Below are 15,930 nucleotides of genomic sequence, written 5' to 3'. Positions count from 1 at the left end.
CCACGGCTCCTCACGCGCGAGCTCCAGTGTTGATCAATGGTTCTCCTTACGGCGTCGTCACCGGTTCCGACGGCGCGCTGTGGTTCACGCTCGTCCACCAGGGACAGATCGGGCGGGTCGTGCCGGGCGAGGACCCCACGATCTTCCAGCTCGATCCTGCCGACGGCCGACCCACAGTGATCACCGTGGGACACGACGGATCGCTGTGGTACACGGAGTTCGTCGGCGGCCGGATCGGGCGGATCACCCTGGACGGCACGATCACCGCCTTCGAAGTGAAGTCGTCGTACGGCATCGTCGCCGGTCCCGACGGGGCCATGTGGTTCACACAGCTCCAGGGTGACCGGATCGGACGCATCACCGCGGCGGGCGAGGTCACCCTCCACCCGCTGCCCACCGAAGGCGCGATGCCGTCGGCGATCGCGGCAGGGCCTGACGGCGCCCTCTGGTTCACCGAGTGGGGCATCGGCAGGCTGGGCCGCATCACCACCGAGGGCGAGATCGAGGAGTATCCGCTGGAGGGCGCCGAACCCCACGGGCTCACGGTCGGACCCGACGGCGCGATCTGGGTCGCGATGGAGTCCGGGGCCCTGGTGCGAAGTTAGGCGGTCGACCTGGCCGCTGGTGGGCGGCGTGTGCTACCTCGGAGGGAGTCCGGGGCGCAGCGCTGCCAGGTGGCGCCGACCGACGGTGCTGGCCGTGGCGCCGACGCCGGCCGCGGAGAGCGCGATCAGGAAGGCGGCGAGTGGGCCGTAGCGGTCGGCGAGGGTGCCCGACAGCAGCGCGCCGACGGCGTAGCCGACGACGACGGAGGAGGTGAGCAGGGTCATGACCCACGAGATCCGCTCCACCGGGACCGTCATCTCCCCCTGGGTGTAGGCGGTGACGAGAATCGGTGCGATGGTGACACCGGGCAGCACGATCAGCAGGCCCAGTGGCCAGAGACCGCCGATGTGCAGCCCGCCGACGATCGCGAGGGGCAGGGTGAGAACGGCCAGCAGGACGAAGCCGGTCTGGAGCCGGCGGGCCGGTGTGAAGGACGCGGGCAGCATCGGGACGAGCACGCCGGCGAGGGCGCTGCTCAGCCCGAGTACCGCGTAGATCAGCCCGGCGGCCCCGTCGGCGCCGGCGTCGACCGCGCGCCAGGTGACGCCGGCCTGCACCGAGCCGAAGTAGCAGCCGAGGCCGGCCAGCCCGGTGGCGAGGAGGAACACGGGGCCGCGCAGCACCGGGGCCGCGGTGCCCCCGTCCCGACGCTCGTCCCTGGTGACCGCGGCGGCCGTGGGATGCAGGGCGAACGCCACGCACATCGTGGCGGTGAGCCCGGCCGCCACGAGCACCGCCGTAGGGGGCGAGGTCGCCGTCGCGATGACGCCGACCAGTGCGGGCCCGAGGACGAACGCGAACTCGTCGCCCGTTCCCTCGAAGCTCATCGCCGCGGGGAAGCGATTCATGGGCAGCCGTCCCCGGTGGGCCAGCGCGGTCCAGCGGGCCCGGGACAGCGGGCCTACCTGCGGCACCGAGAAGCCCGCGACCGCCGACGACACCAGCGCCGCCCACGTGGGCATGCCCCGCACCACGCACACCACCAGCAGGACGAGGGCCGCCGTGTGCAGCAGCGCCGCTGCCAGCCCGGCCGGCCGGTGCCCGTACCGGTCCGCGGTCCGTCCGACGAGCGGCCCGCCGGCCGCCTGCCCCGCGGCGAAGGCGGAGGCCGTGACGCCGCCGAGCGCGAGGGAGCCCGTGGCCCCGCTGACCAGCAGCAGCGAGCCCAACTGCCCCATGGTCGCGGGGATACGGCCGATCAGCGTGACCGCCAGGAACCAGGATCCGGTGGTGGCGGGCAGGGCGGTGTAGGCGCGCAGCGCGTTCCAGCGGCTCACGGTGAGGGGTCCCGGCCGCCGTCCCGGGCCGTGGTGCGCGGGTCCACCCCGTACTCCAGCAGCGCCGCGCGCGGAACCACCTCCAGTGCCCGGATGTTGGTCGCCGCGAGGTTAACCGGGCAGGCGCAGCCGGCCAGATACGCCTCGTACCACTTCGACGCGATGACGCACCAGTGGTCACCCGGCTTCAGCCCGGGGAAGGCGAGGTCGGGCCGGGGAGTCGCGATGTCGTTGTCGACCGTGGTCTGGAAGGCGATGAAGCGTTCGTCGACGATCGCGCAGACGGTGTGCCCCTTGGGGTTGTCGGGGCCGGTGTAGCAGTAGCCGTCGCGGCGGTATCCGGTGATCGGGTCGAAGCCGCAGGGTTCGAGGGGCTCGCCGAAGAAGTTCAGCGCCGGCTCGGTCATCGTCCGCTCCTCGCGGTAGGAAGGCCCGCGTCCGGGGTGTGACGCGGGGGTGGGGGGCAGCGGAAGACGCGCTCCTCGAACTCGGCCGCGACGCGGGCCAGCCGCGCGTCCGCGCCGGGTCGTCCGACGAGGAGCATGCCGACCGGCAGTCCGTCCACGAATCCGCACGGGACGCTGAGCGCCGGGTGCCCGGTGAGGTTGAACACGCAGTTGTTGTCGTGCATCTCGAAGGGGAGGTCGGTGCCGATCACCGCCTCGCGCGGGTCGGCCGGGAGCGGGTGGGGCGGCATCGGGACGCTCGGCAGGACGAGCAGGTCCACCTCGCGCAGCGCGCGATCGACCTGTTCGCGCAGCCGCACCCGCAGTTGCTGCGCGTACGCCATGACCTTGCCGTGGGTGGCGTCCCGCAGCAGCGTGGCGCCGACGAGCGCCAACACCCCTCCGACCGGTATGTCCTCGGGGCGGCGGGCGACCGCCTCGCCGAAGGTCTCCCCGAAGTTCGGGTGGTAGGGCCCGAAGTGGTTGTTGCCCTGGAGACGGGACTCGAAGACGGTGGTGAGCCCGCCCTCGATCGAGATGGGCAGATGGATGTCCCTGCCGTACCGGTGCAGCGGCACCGACACCTCCGACACGGTCAGCCCCAGCCGTTCCAGCGCCCGCGCGGACTCGCGGACCTGGTCGTCGAGACGCGGGTCGGAACGGCCGGGCCAGCCGAATCCCTCGGCGAGGATTCCGGCGCGCAGCCCGGTGATCTCGCGGGCGTACCGGCCGGCGTACGACCCGTGCTCCCCGCCCGGATGCGGCGCCGCGGTCGCCTCCAGGAAGGCGACCAGGTCGGCGGCGCTCCGGGTGAGCACGCCGATGTGGTCCAGCGTGCGCTCGGTCGGCATCGCGCCGTCGTACTCGACGATCCCGTACGTCGGTTTGAGACCGAAGACGCCGCACCAGGCGGCGGGGTTGCGGACCGAGCCGCCGTGGTCGGTGCCGATGCCGTAGTCGGCCTGCCCGGTCGCCACCAGGACCGCGGCGCCGCTGGAGGAACCGCCGGCCGAGCGGCGCGGATCCCAGGGGTTGCCGACGGGGCCGTGCGCGCTGGTGAAGCTCGACCCGGAGTAGCACAGGTCCTCACAGACCGACGTGCCGACGATGATCCCTCCGGCGTCCCGCACCCGGCCGACGACCGCCGAGTCGGACCCGGGGACGAAGCCGACCATCAGGCGGCTGCCCAGGGTCATCGGCACTCCGCGTACCGCGATCGACTCCTTGACGGTCACCGTCCGCCCGGCGAGCGGCCCGTTTCCCGTCCGCCCGGGATCGTCGATCCGGTAGAGCCAGGCGCCGTACGGATCCTCCGGGCCGCGCGGGACCCGGGTGACCGCGATGGGCGGCGGCTCGGGGGGACGCCCCTCGGCGGCCAGTTCCCGCACGCGACCGTAGGTGTCGCGCATCCGGTCGATCGCGGGGCCGAGCCGGTCCACCAGGCCGGGGTCGAGGCCCCATCGGCCGGCGACGGCGGTGAGGTCGGCGGGTGTGAAGGCGGGAATGCTCATATCGCTCACGCGTGGCGCCCCGGTTCGTCCGCCGCGCCGACCCGTTCGGGAGCGGTCTCCTCCAGCGCCCGGCTCGCCGCGGCGAACGGCTCCACCGGAACAGGGGTGATCCCGGCGCCGACCCGCCCGCGTCCCGGCTCCCGGTGCGCGAGGCCGTTGTTGATGACGGGTTCGATGCCGGTGGCGCGCACCCTGTGCACGTCGATGCCGAGCGGCGTTCCCCGGAAGTCCTCGGCGGGGATGAGGAAACGCCCGCTGGTCCCGGCGCACACCTCCCGCATGCTCCGGGTGATCTCCTGAGCCCTGGCCGTGTCGCCGCCGACGAAGGACATGATCGCCGGCGCCGCGGTCATCGCGAAGGCGCCGAAGCCCGCGGTCTCGGAGATCATCGAGTCGCCCATGGTCGGGGTGACGTCGTCGAGGGTCGCCCCCTCCAGCAGGACCGGGTCGCCGATCGGGGCGGGCACGGTGAACCAGCGGTCGCCGAGCCCGCTGACGCGGATGCCGAACTCCCGTCCGTTGCTCGCCATGGCCGTCACGATCGGACTGCCGGGAATCCCGCCGGCGGCCAGCGTGACCGCCTTGGCGGCGGAGATCGCGAAGGGCAGCGCGAAGTGCCCGTTGCCGGCGATGAACGAGACCACCTTCGCGATGTCCTCGCGACCGAAGGGAGCGTGCAGCAGGCCCGGGGTGAGCGTCACCAGCAGGGCCGCGCTGGTCGCGACCAGCCGGTTGTGGCAGTCGTCGCCGCGCCGCAGCCCTTCGGCCACCAGGGCGAGCAGGTCGAGGGGGTCGGAGCGCCGGAGGGCCGCGTCGAGGGCCGGGGCGAGCACGTCGCCGAGCCACCGCAGCCGTGCCAGGGTCACCTCGTCGTACGACCCGTAGCGCATGGCCCCGCCGACGCCCTCGTTCAGCGGGGAGAACGTCCTGATGCCACCCGTGGCCTCGGCCACCACGACGGGGGTGTTCGGCGTGATGATCCCGGCCATCGCCCCGACGGCGTTCGCGTCGTGACAGGGGCTGATGCTCACCTCGCCGCAATCGATGATCGCCTCGGCCTCGGCGGCCGACCCGGCCTGCCGTTCCAGCAGCAGGCCCGCGATGATCGCGCCCCGCATGGGCCCGGGTATGTCGGCGAGTTCGATCGGCGGCCCGGCGTGCAGGAATCGCCTCGGCCCGACCTGGTCGGTGGCGTCGCGTGCCTTGCAGACGTGACGCAGCCGGACGTCGGTGCCGTTCAGGGCGTCGAGGGCCGCCCGCGTGGGATCGGACATGGTGCTGCTCCTGGTCGGTGGGAATGCGAAAAAGAGATCACGGCATCGCGGAGCGACGTGTGGGGTGAGAGGGCGCGACGGGGACCCGCGCTACGCGGCGAGGCCCAGGTGGCACCGCGGAGGTCGTGGGGGCTTCAGGCCGACGGAGCCTGGTGCTGCCGCTCGGCCAGGAGCGTCCGTACGATCTCGCGGTTCAGCCGGGCGTGCCTGCGCGCATGCTCGGCGGCGAGATCGGCCGAGCCCGAGGCGATCGCCTCGAACCACGCGGAATGCTCCTCGAACAGGTCGTGCGGGTCGCCGGTCTGCCGCAGCAGCCAGTGCAGGCGCCCCTGCAGAGGCTCCAGCACGGTCTGGAGCAGGCTGTTGTGCGACAGTTTCAGGATCTCGTCGTGAAACGCCTCGTTGGCCTTGCCGAGCGCGACCCGGTCCCCGGCGTCGAGCGCCTTGCGGCCGCGGGCGAGTATGCCCCTCACCCGCCGCAGCTCGGCCTTGGTGGCCTGGGTCGCGGCCTGCTGGCTGGCCAGGACCTCCAGTGCCTCGCGCACGTCGAACAACTCCTCGACGTCCTGCGCCGAAAGCTCCACGACGACCGCGCCGCGGCGGGGAATCGTCCTGACGAACCCTTCGCTTTCCAGCGCCCGGATCGCCTCGCGCACCGGCAGCCGGGAGACCCCGAGCTGGGCCGCGATCTCGGTCTCGACGAGCCGCGTGCCGGCCGGGTACACGTCGTCGATGATGCGCTGGCGCAACTCGTCGCGGACGCGGTCCCTGAGCGGCTTGTAGTCGGCGTCGATGTCGAACGAGCCCGACGCGTCCGCCTGCCTGCTCACAGGGCCGTCCCCCCGGTCTTCCGTCTCGGTCCCGGACCACCGCCGACCGGTGCCGGCCGCTCGGTGCCCTGGAAAGGATAACGCCGCCGGAAGTCGTCGGCCGCCGCGTCGAAGGTGGTGAACTCGACCCCGGGCAGGTCGAGCCAGCTCTCGAAGAGCCGTTCCAGCATCAGCAGCACCTGGGGCCGCCCGGACACGTCGGGGTGCAGCGTCACGGGGAACACCCCGTAGTCGAACTCGCGGTAGACCCAGTCGAACTGGTCGCGCCACAGCTGTTCGACGTCGCGGGGGCTGACGAAGCCGTGGCTGTTGGGGGACTTCTTGACGAACATCATCGGCGGCAGGTCGTCGACGTACCAGTTGCCGCAGAACTCCACGAGGTCCACCTCGGTGCCGTGCTGGAGGGGCTTCATCCAGTCCTCTGCCCGGCGGCTGTAGTCGATCTTCGTCCATTCGTCGCCCACCCGGGCGTAGAAGGGGTGGAAGTCGTTGTAGTTCTGCGAGTGACCGTAGGAGAAGCCGTACTCCTTGAGGAGAGCCGGGGTGTCGCGGCTCATCTCCCACCAGGGGGCGACGTAGCCGCGCGGCGGGCGTCCCCACAGGCGCCGGATCAGCTCGACGCAGCGGCCGAGCACGTCCCGTTCCTGCTCCGGGGACATGTCGATGGGGTTCTCGTGGGAGTAGCCGTGCGCCCCGATCTCGTGTCCCGCGTCGGCGACGGCCGCCATCTCGACGGGGAAGGTCTCGATGGAGTGGCCCGGGATGAACCAGGTGGTCCGCAGGCCGTACCGCTCGAAGAGCTGGAGCAGACGCGGGGTGCCGACCTCGCCGGCGAACACCCCGCGCTGGATGTCGTTCGGCGAGTCCTCACCGCCGTAGGAGCCGAGCCAGCCGGCGACGGCGTCGACGTCGACCCCGATAAGGATCTTGATTTCCTTGGCCATGGCGTTCCTCATCTCTGCCTGGAGGTTGCGGGCAGGCCGGCGAGCAGCCGGCCGTACCCGGTGATCGGTGTCGTGTCCCCGGCCAGTCCGAGGGTCTGCCACAGCGTCGCCGCGACACTGTCGACCACCAGGACGCCGGTCCGGTTCTCCCAGCCCGCGGCGAGGTGGGCGGCGCGCAGGTTGGTGCACACCACCGCGACGGCGTCACAGTCCGCGGCGGCGAGCTCGTCGAAGGCTCCGTCCAGTTCCGCGCTCGTGGTCAGCGCGAAGTCGTAGTTGGTGGTGCGGCCGAAGTGGCGGGCCGCGTGCACGGGGAGGCCATGCTCCGCGTAGTGCGCGGCGATGGCGTCGCCGACGTCCCGGGTGTACGGCGTGAGCAGGCCCAGGCGCCGGACCTCGAAGGTCCGCAGCGCCTCCAGGACGGCCAGCGTCGAGGTCGTCGCGGGAGTGCCCGTGACCTGCTCCATGGCCCGGCACAGGTGCTCGTCCCGGCCGGGGCCGAGCCACGAGCCCGAGGTGCCGTTCCAGGCGACGACGTCGACGCGGGCGTCGCCGAGGAGGCGTGCGGCGTCGGTGAAGGAGTCCTGGCCGAACTGGCCGGTGTCGGCGGGATCGAGGCTGATGCTCGTCACCCGGAGCCGGGTGAAGTGGACCGAGACGTCCTGCCGGGAGGTCAGCAGTTCGCCGGTCACGGGCTCCACCACGGTGTTGGAAGACGGGGTGATCATGCCTATCCGCCGGGCGGTCGGCTGCACTATGTCTCCGCTCAGGGGGTCGAATTGGGGATACGGTATACAGGATCCTAAGAAGTGGTCCGCAGGAAAACAAGTCGTTGACAGTGATATGGGTCGCCCTTAATCTCCATATACCGCACTACCGGATACCCACTGAACCGGCTCTTCGACGGGTGACCTCGATCGTCGGAGCAGCGAGGATTCCTGCTCACGCAGGTATTGCACACGCCTGCCCATAGCTCCGGATCTTGGCCTTGTCGACGCCGCCGGAGGGACCAGGGCTCGTTCCACTCAGTGCCCAGGAGACCGCCGTGTCACCTACCGTCCGCGCCCCCCAGCCAGCGGCTTCGAATCGCCACCCGGTAGACGAAGTGCTGCCCGTCCCCCAGCTGTTCTTCTTCGGCCTGCAACACATGTTGATCATGTACGCGGGCTGCGTGGCCGTTCCGCTCGTGCTCGGCGCGGTGCTGAAACTCGACACGCACACCATCGCATTGATCGTCAACGCCGACCTGCTGGTGGCCGGAATCGCCACCATCATCCAGAGCGTCGGCCTGACCCGCTTCTTCGGCATCCGGATGCCGGTGGTCGCGGGCGCCTCGTTCACCTTCCTCACCCCGATGATCCTGATCGGCTCCGAGTACGGCCTGCCGACCATGTACGGCTCGATGATCGTGGCCGGCGTCTTCGGGATCCTGGTCGCCCGGCCGTTCTCCAAGGTGCTGAGGTTCTTCCCGAGCCTGGTCACCGGCTGTGTGATCACGATCATCGGACTCTCGCTGATCAAGGTCAGTGCCGATCTGATCATCGGCTCCGATCCGGCCGCGGCGGACTACGCGAGCGTGCGGTACATCCTGCTGGCCTTCGCCGTCGTGGTGATCATCGTGCTGGTGAACCGCCTGTTCAAGGGGTTCGCCCGCAACGTCTCGGTGCTCTTCGGCCTCGTCATCGGGGCGGTGATCGCCTGGTTCATGGGCCTCGGCGACTTCTCGTCCGTGGCCGGCGCCAAATGGTTCGGCTTCTCCACTCCACTGCATTTCGGCGCGCCGGAATTCCGGGTCGTCCCGATCATCGCGATGTGCGTGGCCATGATCGTGGTCTTCAGCGAGATGACCGCGTGCGTTCTCGCCATCGGCGACGCCGTCGGCAAGAAGGTCACCGACAAGGACATGGCCCGGGGCCTGGCCACCGACGGCCTCGCCGCGGTGCTCGCCGGATTCATGAACTCCGTGCCGGACTCCACGTTCGGGCAGAACGTCGGGCTGATCAGCCTGACCAAGGTCAAAAGCCGTTACGTCATCACGGTCACCGGCATTCTGCTGCTGATCATGGGAGCCATTCCCAAACTCGGCGAGGTCGTCGCCAGCCTGCCCGGACCCGTGATCGGCGGTGCCGGCCTGGTGATGTTCGCGATGACCGCGGCCGTGGGCATCCAGATGCTGCAGAAGGTCGACTTCGAGGGAAACCAGAACCTGCTCATCGTCGCCGTCGCCCTCGGCGTCGGCATGCTGCCGGTCGTGGTGCCCGCCATCTACCAGAACTTCCACCAGGACGCGCAGTTCATCCTCGGCAGCGCCATCACGGCCACCGTGCTGGTGGCGCTGCTGCTCAACCTGCTCTTCAACCACCTGCTGGTCCGCAAGAGCACACCGGCCACCGAGGCCGGCAAAAGTCACGGCGCTCAGGAGAGCACCGACAACACGGTGTGACTCCCACGCCCCCGGCGTCGTCTCACACCTATCGCAGAAGCCCTAAGGAGCACCATCATCATGGGTCAGGCGCCCGTTTCAACACACCTCCGGCGGATCCTCAAGGTCATCGAAGAGGGCTCCCGCGACATGGCCACCGGATGGAACCTTCCCCGCGAGTGCTACGTCGATCCGGAGTTCTACGCCTTCGAGCAGGAGGCCATCTTCATGCGGCAGTGGCTGTGCCTCGGCCGCGTCGACGAGATCCCGAAGCCCGGCGACTTCGTGCGCGTCGACATGGGCGACGAACCCCTGATGATGGTCCGCGGCAAGGACATGGAGATCCGGGTGCTCAGTCCGATCTGCGCGCACCGGGCCCACCTGGTGTGCGAGGGGTCGGGGAACACCGGCAAACTCTTCCGCTGTCCCTTCCACGCCTGGACCTACGGACTGGACGGCAACCTCATCGCGGCGCCGTCCATGAACGACACCATCGGCCTCAAGAACCTGAAGGGAGAGGCCTACCTGCCCTCGCACCGGGTCGAGATCTGGAACGGCTTCGTCTTCACCAACCTCGACCCGGACGCGAAGCCGCTCGCGCCCACGCTCACCAAACTGACCGCCGAACTGGAGAACTACCACATCGGCGAGATGGTGAGCATGCCGGTGGCCGAACTGCGCGGCAACAACTGGAACTGGAAGTCCCAGCTGGAGAACGGCATCGAGCCGTACCACAGCGCCTACCTCCACGGCATGCTGCACGACTTCGCGCACGTCAGGCTGACCAGCTTCGCCGACATCAGCCCCGACGAGGGCGCGATCTACCACCCGACCGGCTTCTACCACGCCGACGCCGGCTTCAACCCGACCACCAAGGCCCTGCTCCCGGTGATCCCGACACTCACCGAGAAGGAACGCAACCAGGTCATGTTCGCGTCTATCCCGCCGAACCTGGGTTTCGGGGCGGTGCCGGAGGGCCTGTTCTACTACCTCGTCCTGCCGGACGGGCCCGAACACATGAACCTGCGCATCGGCCACCTGTATCCGGAGGAGTCCACCAAACACCCCCGCTTCGAACAGCTCTACAAGATCGCCCAGGATGGTCTCGTCCTCTTCCACCAGCAGGACGCCAGCTCGGACGCCTCCCTGCAGAAGGGCATGCGCTCCCGCTTCCGCCGCCCCGGCCGCTACTCCTACCAGGAGGAGTCGCTCCTCCAGTTCAACCAGTGGCTGCTGAAGCGCTACCAGGACTACGTGGACCTGGCCGACAGCGCCCTCGCGCCCTCGACCGCCTCCTGAAAACCCGTATGAGGACACGACATGAAACTCACTGTTGACCGCAACCTGTGCGACGGCAACGGCGTGTGCATGGGCATCGCCCCCGAGGTCTTCGACATCGACGACGACCTGACTTTGCACATCGTGGACGAGATCCCCGACGACCCGGCCGTCCACGCCCGGGTCCGGCAGTCGATCACCTCCTGCCCGGTCCTCGCCCTGACCCTGGAGGAATGAGCGACCGTGGTGGGCAACACCTCGAAGACCATCGTGGTGGCCGGCGGCTCGCTCGCCGGCCACACCGTGGTCACCGAACTCGACCGGCGCGGCTTCACCGGCGAAGTCGTCTGGGTACGGGGCCCCGAAGGTACGGCCCCGTACTCCAGGCCCGCCCTGTCCAAGGAACTCATCCAGGGCAAGGTCACCCGCGACGAGATCCGCCTGCCGGCCCCCAAGGAGCACGGCCTGCGGCTGCGGATCGCGGACCGCGCGGTGTGCGCGCGGCTCGACCCGGACGCGGACCGGGTGCTGATCACCCGTGAGACGGGGGCGGGAGAGGAGCCGTCCGACGGCGAATGGATCCCCTTCGACGCCCTGTTCGTCTGCACCGGGATGCGCGCCCGCGTACCGCAGGGGTTCGCGGGGCTGCCGGGGGTCCACTGCCTGCGAACCCTCGCCGACGCCGAGCGGATCAGGGAGCGGCTGGCCGGGCGGCCACGCACGGTGGTCGTCGGCGCGGGCCTGGTCGGCAGTGAGATGGCCGCGTCGCTGCGGTCCTGCGGACTGCCGGTGGAACTGGTCGTGCAGGGGCGGCTGCCGATGGAGCCCGTGTTCGACGCCGAGCTGGGGCGGTTCTGCCTGGACCAGCACCACGCCCACGGTGTCACGACCCGGCTGCTGACGACCGTCACCGGCCTGTCGGCGGCGGGGCCGGACGGCCCGGTCGTCCTGACCTTCGACGACGGCGGGGAGACCACGGCCGACCTGGTCGTCCTCGGGCTCGGCGCGGTGACCGCCTGCGACTGGCTGAGAGGCGGCGGGCTCGACCTCTCCGACGGTCTCGGCTGCGACGAGGCCCTGCGCACCGCGCGGCCGAACATCTTCGCGGCCGGGGACGTCGCCAACTGGAGGCACCCCCTGTTCGGGCGGCGGATGCGGGTCGAGCACTGGAGCAACGCGTCGGCCCAGGCGCGGCACGCCGTGGAGAGCTGGCAGGCCGGGCAGGAGGGCCGGGAACCTTCGGCGTTCGCGGACGTGCCGTACTTCTGGTCCGACCAGTACGGGCTCAAGTACCAGATGGTCGGCCACGCGCGCGGCTACGACGAGGTCCGTGTCGAGACGGCCGGGGCGGCCGGGTACCCGTTCGCGACCTACTTCCGGGAAGGCCGGGTCGTCGCCGCGGCCGGGGTCAACGCGCCGCGTGCGGTGATGCGGATGAAGGCGCGTATCCAGTCCGAAGGAATGACGAGCCAGGGAGCGTACGCAACGTGAACGGCAATCCCGCCGGGGACGGCACGACGCACGCGCATGACGGCGGCCGAGCCGAGGACACCGCGCTGTTCGGGGTGATCCGGGACAACATGTGGTCGCTGCTGAGCGACCGCTACCGCACCAACCGCCGTACCTCGCACTCGCCGACCGAGGACGAGTACCTCCACGACCGGCCCTTCTGGCCCGCGTTCACCTTCGAGGGGGTGACCCACACGAAGGAGGAGGGCAAGGACCGGCTCCTGGTGACCTTCCACGACACGGACATCCCCGACACCACACTGGGCTTCCGGATCGACCTGGACACGGCCATGACCGAGTGGACCCGACGGGTCGGCGGGCGGATCCCGCGCGAGCACCCGGAGATGTTCGCGGCGGAACTGATCTGGTTCATGATCTGCTTCATCGGCGTCGCCGATTTCGACGGCGCGACCGGCACGCCCGAGTCCCCGCACTGGATCAACAACGGCTCCGAGATCTTCGGAAGGCTTAGGAACAACCCGAACATGGACACCTTCGAGTCCCACCACTGACACCCCTCCGCCCGTGATCGGGCCGGCAGAAAGGCCACCATGGCAGTCGTCGAGATCGAAAAGCCCCGCGACGGTGTCGCGATCGTCCGGCTCAACCGGCCGGAGGTGCGCAACGCGCTCAACACCGAGGTACGTGAGCTGCTCGCCGCCGCCGTCGACACCCTCAACAAGGACGACGACATCGGCGCGATCGTCCTGACCGGCGGCGACACCGTCTTCGCCGTCGGCGCCGACCTGAACGAACAGGCCGGCCGCGACGTGGTGGGCGCGATCCGCGCCTACACCCACCAGGCGTTCTGGTACAGCGGCAAACCGGTGATCGCCGCCGTGAACGGAGACGCGTTCGGCGGTGGCAACGAGTTCATCCTGCAGTGTGACTTCGTCATCGCGGCGGAGAACGCGCGCTTCGCGCAGACCGAGGTCACCATCGGCCTGGTACCCGGCGGCGGCGCGACCCAGCGCCTGCCCCGCGCCATCGGACGGCAGAACGCGATGTACGCCCTCCTCACCGGAGCCCCCCTGAGCGCGGCCGACGCGTACCGGCTCGGCTACGTCTCCGAGGTGGTGGAAGGAAACGCCATCGACCGGGCCGTGGAACTGGCCGCGCTGATCGCCTCCCGCCCACGCCTGGCCGTACGGCAGATCAAGGAGGTCGTACGCCTCGGCCTGGACACCTCTTTCGAGGCCGGCATCGCCCTGGAACGCCGGGGCTACCAACTGATGTTCGGCACCCAGGACCTCCGCGAAGGCTTCGCCTCGATTCAGGAAGGACGCCGGCCCGACTTCACCGGCGACTGAATCCGCGGGCCGACCGTACCGGCGCCCCCGGCCCGGATGTGACGTCGGCGCAGGGACCACTCGTCGCCGGTGAGGTCGCCACGCGCCGTGACGATGGCCCATCAGGGCAAAGGCAGGCGCGCGGCAGACCCTAGCGGGTGCGCGCCCGCCGTTCCACCGGGACCTCCTGGGCCACATTCCCGACAAGGGAGCGGAGGATCGGCTCGGCGTGGGTCCAGAGCACCGCGCCGCCGATCTCCGGCACCAGGTGCCGTACCGCGCCGGGGATCCGGGCGGCGAGCGTCGCTCCCCGGTCCGGGGAGTGGCCGGTGTCCTGCTCGCCGTACCAGACGTCGACCGGAACGGTGATCCTCCCCAGGTCGAACGGCCATCGCCCCATGGCCAGGACGGTGTCACGGGCATAACCGGCCGCTCCCTGGGCGAACCCCTCGTCCAGCGCCCTGCGGTAGGCGGCCCCGAACCTCAGATCCCGATACACCGCCAGGTCGGAGGCCGGGCTCCCGGCCATGACCATGTCCCACATCGCGTCCGCGCCGAAGCCGGCGAAGAACTCCTCCGCCCCGTCCGGATCGTGCACGGCCCGGTCGACGAGCCCGCGCAGCTCCGCGGGCAGCATCTCGGCGAACTCCGGCGCGGCGACCTCGTCCGCACCGGACACGACGGCCAGCGCCGCGGCGACCCCCTCGACGGCGCACGCGAGCGCGAACGGCGCGCCCTGCGAGCTGCCGACCACCGCCGGGCATCCCAGCCCGCGCAGCTCGGCGAGACGGCGGACGTCCTCGGCGAAGCCGGCGAACGTCCGGCCGGGTGCGGGGGTCGAGGCGCCGAGTCCCGGGCGGTCCACGGAGACGAGACGCACTCCGAGCTCGTCGACGACATCCGTGCCGAAACCGAGCCGCCGGCTGGTGGCCGCCCCGGGACAGAGCAGCACCGGGATGCCGTCCGGTGCGCCCCACTCGGCCCAGCCGAGCAGCCGACCGTCGGGGAGCCGGCTCTCACCGAGCCGGACAGGATCGTCGATACGCACACTCATAGGCCCCATGTTTTCCGCAAGCACCCCCTGTCCGCACCCGATTTTCGCCCCCCGGCGGGGCCGCCCCGGTCTCGGACCGTGAGCCCCTCCCGGACCCCGCGAGCGCGGTCGCCGGCACCGCCGCGCCTGCCCGCGCCCGGCTCCTTCACCCGGCATCCGGTTCGGCGTCGGCCGTTTGAATGTAACATACGTTGTTACAACAAGGAGGACGATGGCTGCGAACAGCCGGCTGACGATCGCCGTACACGCTCTGACCTGGATCGCGCTCGCCCAGCGGCGCGGGCAGGAGTGGCTGACCTCGGAGCAGGTCGCCGCCAGCGTCAACACCAATGCGGTGATCATCCGGCGCAGCCTCGGCGATCTGCGCCGGGCAGGCCTGGTGGAGGTCCGTCACGGGGCCGGGGCCGGCTGGAGCATGGCCCGCGCGCCCGAGGACATCACCCTGCTCCAGGTGTACGACGCCGTGGAGCGAGAACCGCTCTTCGCCATGCACCACACCGAGCCCAACCTGGAGTGCCCGATCGGCCGGGGCATCCGGCCCGTGCTGGGCGTGGTCTACGAGCGGGCCGACCAGAGCCTGCGCCGCGAACTCGGTCGCACCTCGATCGCCGATGTGCTGCGGGACTGCCTGTAGGCGCGATGACGCATGCCCTCAGTAGCAACAATGTTCGTTCCAGCGACACGGAAGGATCTTCGCCGGTGGAGAACTGCCGATACCCGATCGTCGAGCTCAGGCAGTACACCCTGCACGAGGGGGGACGCGATGTGCTGATCGACCTCTTCGAGAGGGAGTTCATCGAGTCCCAGGAGGCGGCGGGGATGACCGTCATCGGCCAGTTCCGCGACCTCGACGCCCCGAACCGGTTCGTCTGGCTGCGCGGATTCCCCGACATGGAACGCCGGGCCGAGGCACTGCGCTCCTTCTACGGCGGTCCGGTCTGGAAGGCGAACCGGGACCGGGCCAACGCGACGATGATCGACTCCGATGACGTGCTGCTGTTGCGCTCGGGAGCGGACTTTCCGGCATCGGCGCGACCTCCGGTCGGCGGTGCCGCGCCGCCGTCGATCGTCACCGCGACGATCTACCACCGCGACCGGCCGTTCGACGACGCCTTCGTGGACTTCTTCGACCGCTCCGTACGACCGGTGCTGGCCGAGACCGGAGCACGACCGCTGGCCCGCCTGCGGACCGAGTACGCCGAGAACACCTTCCCCGCCCTGCCGGTCCGCACCGGGGAGAACGTCTTCGTGTGGTTCTCCCGGTTCACCGGTCCCGACCAACTCGCCGATCACCAGGAGCGGCTGGCCCGCTCGCGCACCTGGCACGATCGGGTGCTCCCGGAACTGTCGGAAACGCTCACCGGCGCTCCTCGGCGACTCCGGCTGGCACCCACCGCGCGATCGCTGCTGCGCTGAGACGCGGTCGCGCTCGGATGAGGCTCGAGCGGGGCGCCTGGTAGCGTTCCCGAACGGGTGTATCCGCATGTCGT

17 protein-coding genes are annotated in these 15,930 nt (G+C 70.4%); 9 read left to right on the top strand and 8 right to left on the bottom strand.

The features are described from left to right. Window positions 1-26: 26 nt before the first annotated feature. Window positions 27-605: a Vgb family protein gene (locus ACFQVD_RS41530; RefSeq protein WP_343962795.1), complete on the top strand. Its 579-nt coding sequence runs from the start codon at window positions 27-29 to the stop codon at window positions 603-605. A 33-nt stretch (window positions 606-638) separates the two neighbouring features. Here ACFQVD_RS41530 and ACFQVD_RS41525 read toward each other — a convergent pair whose 3' ends face one another. The 7 genes from ACFQVD_RS41525 to ACFQVD_RS41495 all read right to left on the bottom strand — a co-directional run bounded on the left by ACFQVD_RS41525 (window position 639) and on the right by ACFQVD_RS41495 (window position 7,616). Continuing rightward, window positions 639-1,883: an MFS transporter gene (locus ACFQVD_RS41525; protein WP_343962797.1), complete on the bottom strand. Its 1,245-nt coding sequence runs from the start codon at window positions 1,881-1,883 to the stop codon at window positions 639-641. Next, window positions 1,880-2,290: a DUF2237 domain-containing protein gene (locus ACFQVD_RS41520; RefSeq protein ID WP_343962799.1), complete on the bottom strand. Its 411-nt coding sequence runs from the start codon at window positions 2,288-2,290 to the stop codon at window positions 1,880-1,882. Before ACFQVD_RS41520 ends, ACFQVD_RS41525 begins: the two co-directional genes overlap by 4 nt. After that, window positions 2,287-3,840, bottom strand: coding sequence for an amidase family protein (locus ACFQVD_RS41515; RefSeq protein WP_343963050.1), 1,554 nt, complete (start codon window positions 3,838-3,840; stop codon window positions 2,287-2,289). Before ACFQVD_RS41515 ends, ACFQVD_RS41520 begins: the two co-directional genes overlap by 4 nt. Window positions 3,841-3,845: 5 nt before the next feature. Continuing rightward, window positions 3,846-5,114 (bottom strand): YlbE family protein, encoded by a 1,269-nt coding sequence (locus tag ACFQVD_RS41510; RefSeq protein WP_343962801.1) that lies wholly within the window; start codon window positions 5,112-5,114, stop codon window positions 3,846-3,848. A 134-nt stretch (window positions 5,115-5,248) separates the two neighbouring features. After that, window positions 5,249-5,944 carry a GntR family transcriptional regulator gene (locus ACFQVD_RS41505; RefSeq protein ID WP_343962803.1) on the bottom strand — a complete coding sequence of 232 codons (696 nt, stop codon included), beginning with the start codon at window positions 5,942-5,944 and terminating at the stop codon, window positions 5,249-5,251. Continuing rightward, window positions 5,941-6,888 carry a polysaccharide deacetylase family protein gene (locus ACFQVD_RS41500; RefSeq protein ID WP_343962805.1) on the bottom strand — a complete coding sequence of 316 codons (948 nt, stop codon included), beginning with the start codon at window positions 6,886-6,888 and terminating at the stop codon, window positions 5,941-5,943. The genes ACFQVD_RS41505 and ACFQVD_RS41500 overlap by 4 nt, the downstream gene beginning before the upstream one ends. Window positions 6,889-6,896: 8 nt before the next feature. After that, window positions 6,897-7,616, bottom strand: a complete 720-nt coding sequence (locus tag ACFQVD_RS41495) for a maleate cis-trans isomerase family protein (RefSeq protein ID WP_343962807.1) — start codon at window positions 7,614-7,616, stop codon at window positions 6,897-6,899. A 377-nt stretch (window positions 7,617-7,993) separates the two neighbouring features. Between ACFQVD_RS41495 and ACFQVD_RS41490 the strand changes: the two genes are divergently transcribed. From ACFQVD_RS41490 to ACFQVD_RS41465, 6 genes are read left to right on the top strand one after another with little or no spacing between them, the layout of a single operon-like run. Continuing rightward, window positions 7,994-9,331, top strand: a complete 1,338-nt coding sequence (locus ACFQVD_RS41490) for a nucleobase:cation symporter-2 family protein (RefSeq protein ID WP_343962809.1) — start codon at window positions 7,994-7,996, stop codon at window positions 9,329-9,331. Window positions 9,332-9,391: 60 nt separating this feature from the next. Next, entirely contained in the window at window positions 9,392-10,609 is a 1,218-nt protein-coding gene (locus ACFQVD_RS41485; RefSeq protein WP_343962811.1) for an aromatic ring-hydroxylating oxygenase subunit alpha, read from the top strand. A 21-nt stretch (window positions 10,610-10,630) separates the two neighbouring features. Then, a complete protein-coding gene (locus ACFQVD_RS41480; RefSeq protein ID WP_343962813.1) occupies window positions 10,631-10,825 on the top strand; it encodes a ferredoxin in 195 nt (64 codons plus the stop codon). Window positions 10,826-10,831: 6 nt separating this feature from the next. Beyond that, window positions 10,832-12,079, top strand: a complete 1,248-nt coding sequence (locus ACFQVD_RS41475) for an NAD(P)/FAD-dependent oxidoreductase (protein ID WP_343962815.1) — start codon at window positions 10,832-10,834, stop codon at window positions 12,077-12,079. Then, window positions 12,076-12,609 carry a hypothetical protein gene (locus tag ACFQVD_RS41470; RefSeq protein WP_343962817.1) on the top strand — a complete coding sequence of 178 codons (534 nt, stop codon included), beginning with the start codon at window positions 12,076-12,078 and terminating at the stop codon, window positions 12,607-12,609. Before ACFQVD_RS41475 ends, ACFQVD_RS41470 begins: the two co-directional genes overlap by 4 nt. Before the next feature lie 39 nt (window positions 12,610-12,648). Continuing rightward, entirely contained in the window at window positions 12,649-13,407 is a 759-nt protein-coding gene (locus ACFQVD_RS41465; RefSeq protein WP_343962819.1) for an enoyl-CoA hydratase-related protein, read from the top strand. A 130-nt stretch (window positions 13,408-13,537) separates the two neighbouring features. Here the strand turns inward: ACFQVD_RS41465 and ACFQVD_RS41460 are convergent, their stop codons facing one another. Further along, window positions 13,538-14,440 carry an alpha/beta fold hydrolase gene (locus ACFQVD_RS41460; RefSeq protein WP_343962821.1) on the bottom strand — a complete coding sequence of 301 codons (903 nt, stop codon included), beginning with the start codon at window positions 14,438-14,440 and terminating at the stop codon, window positions 13,538-13,540. A 211-nt stretch (window positions 14,441-14,651) separates the two neighbouring features. Here ACFQVD_RS41460 and ACFQVD_RS41455 point away from each other — a divergent pair, with 211 nt between their 5' ends. Together ACFQVD_RS41455 and ACFQVD_RS41450 are read left to right on the top strand one after the other, a co-directional pair. Then, window positions 14,652-15,074 (top strand): Rrf2 family transcriptional regulator, encoded by a 423-nt coding sequence (locus ACFQVD_RS41455; RefSeq protein ID WP_343962823.1) that lies wholly within the window; start codon window positions 14,652-14,654, stop codon window positions 15,072-15,074. A gap of 65 nt (window positions 15,075-15,139) precedes the next feature. Further along, the gene (locus ACFQVD_RS41450; protein ID WP_343962825.1) at window positions 15,140-15,856 is read left to right on the top strand and encodes an NIPSNAP family protein; all 717 of its coding nucleotides are present in this window, start codon (window positions 15,140-15,142) and stop codon (window positions 15,854-15,856) included. Window positions 15,857-15,930: the final 74 nt, after the last annotated feature.

It is taken from the genome of Streptosporangium amethystogenes subsp. fukuiense (assembly GCF_042665875.1).
GTDB classification, from domain to species: Bacteria; Actinomycetota; Actinomycetes; order Streptosporangiales; family Streptosporangiaceae; genus Streptosporangium; species Streptosporangium fukuiense.
The sequence above is the reverse complement of the archived record's forward strand: the minus strand, read 5'-3'. Positions and strand labels throughout refer to the sequence as shown.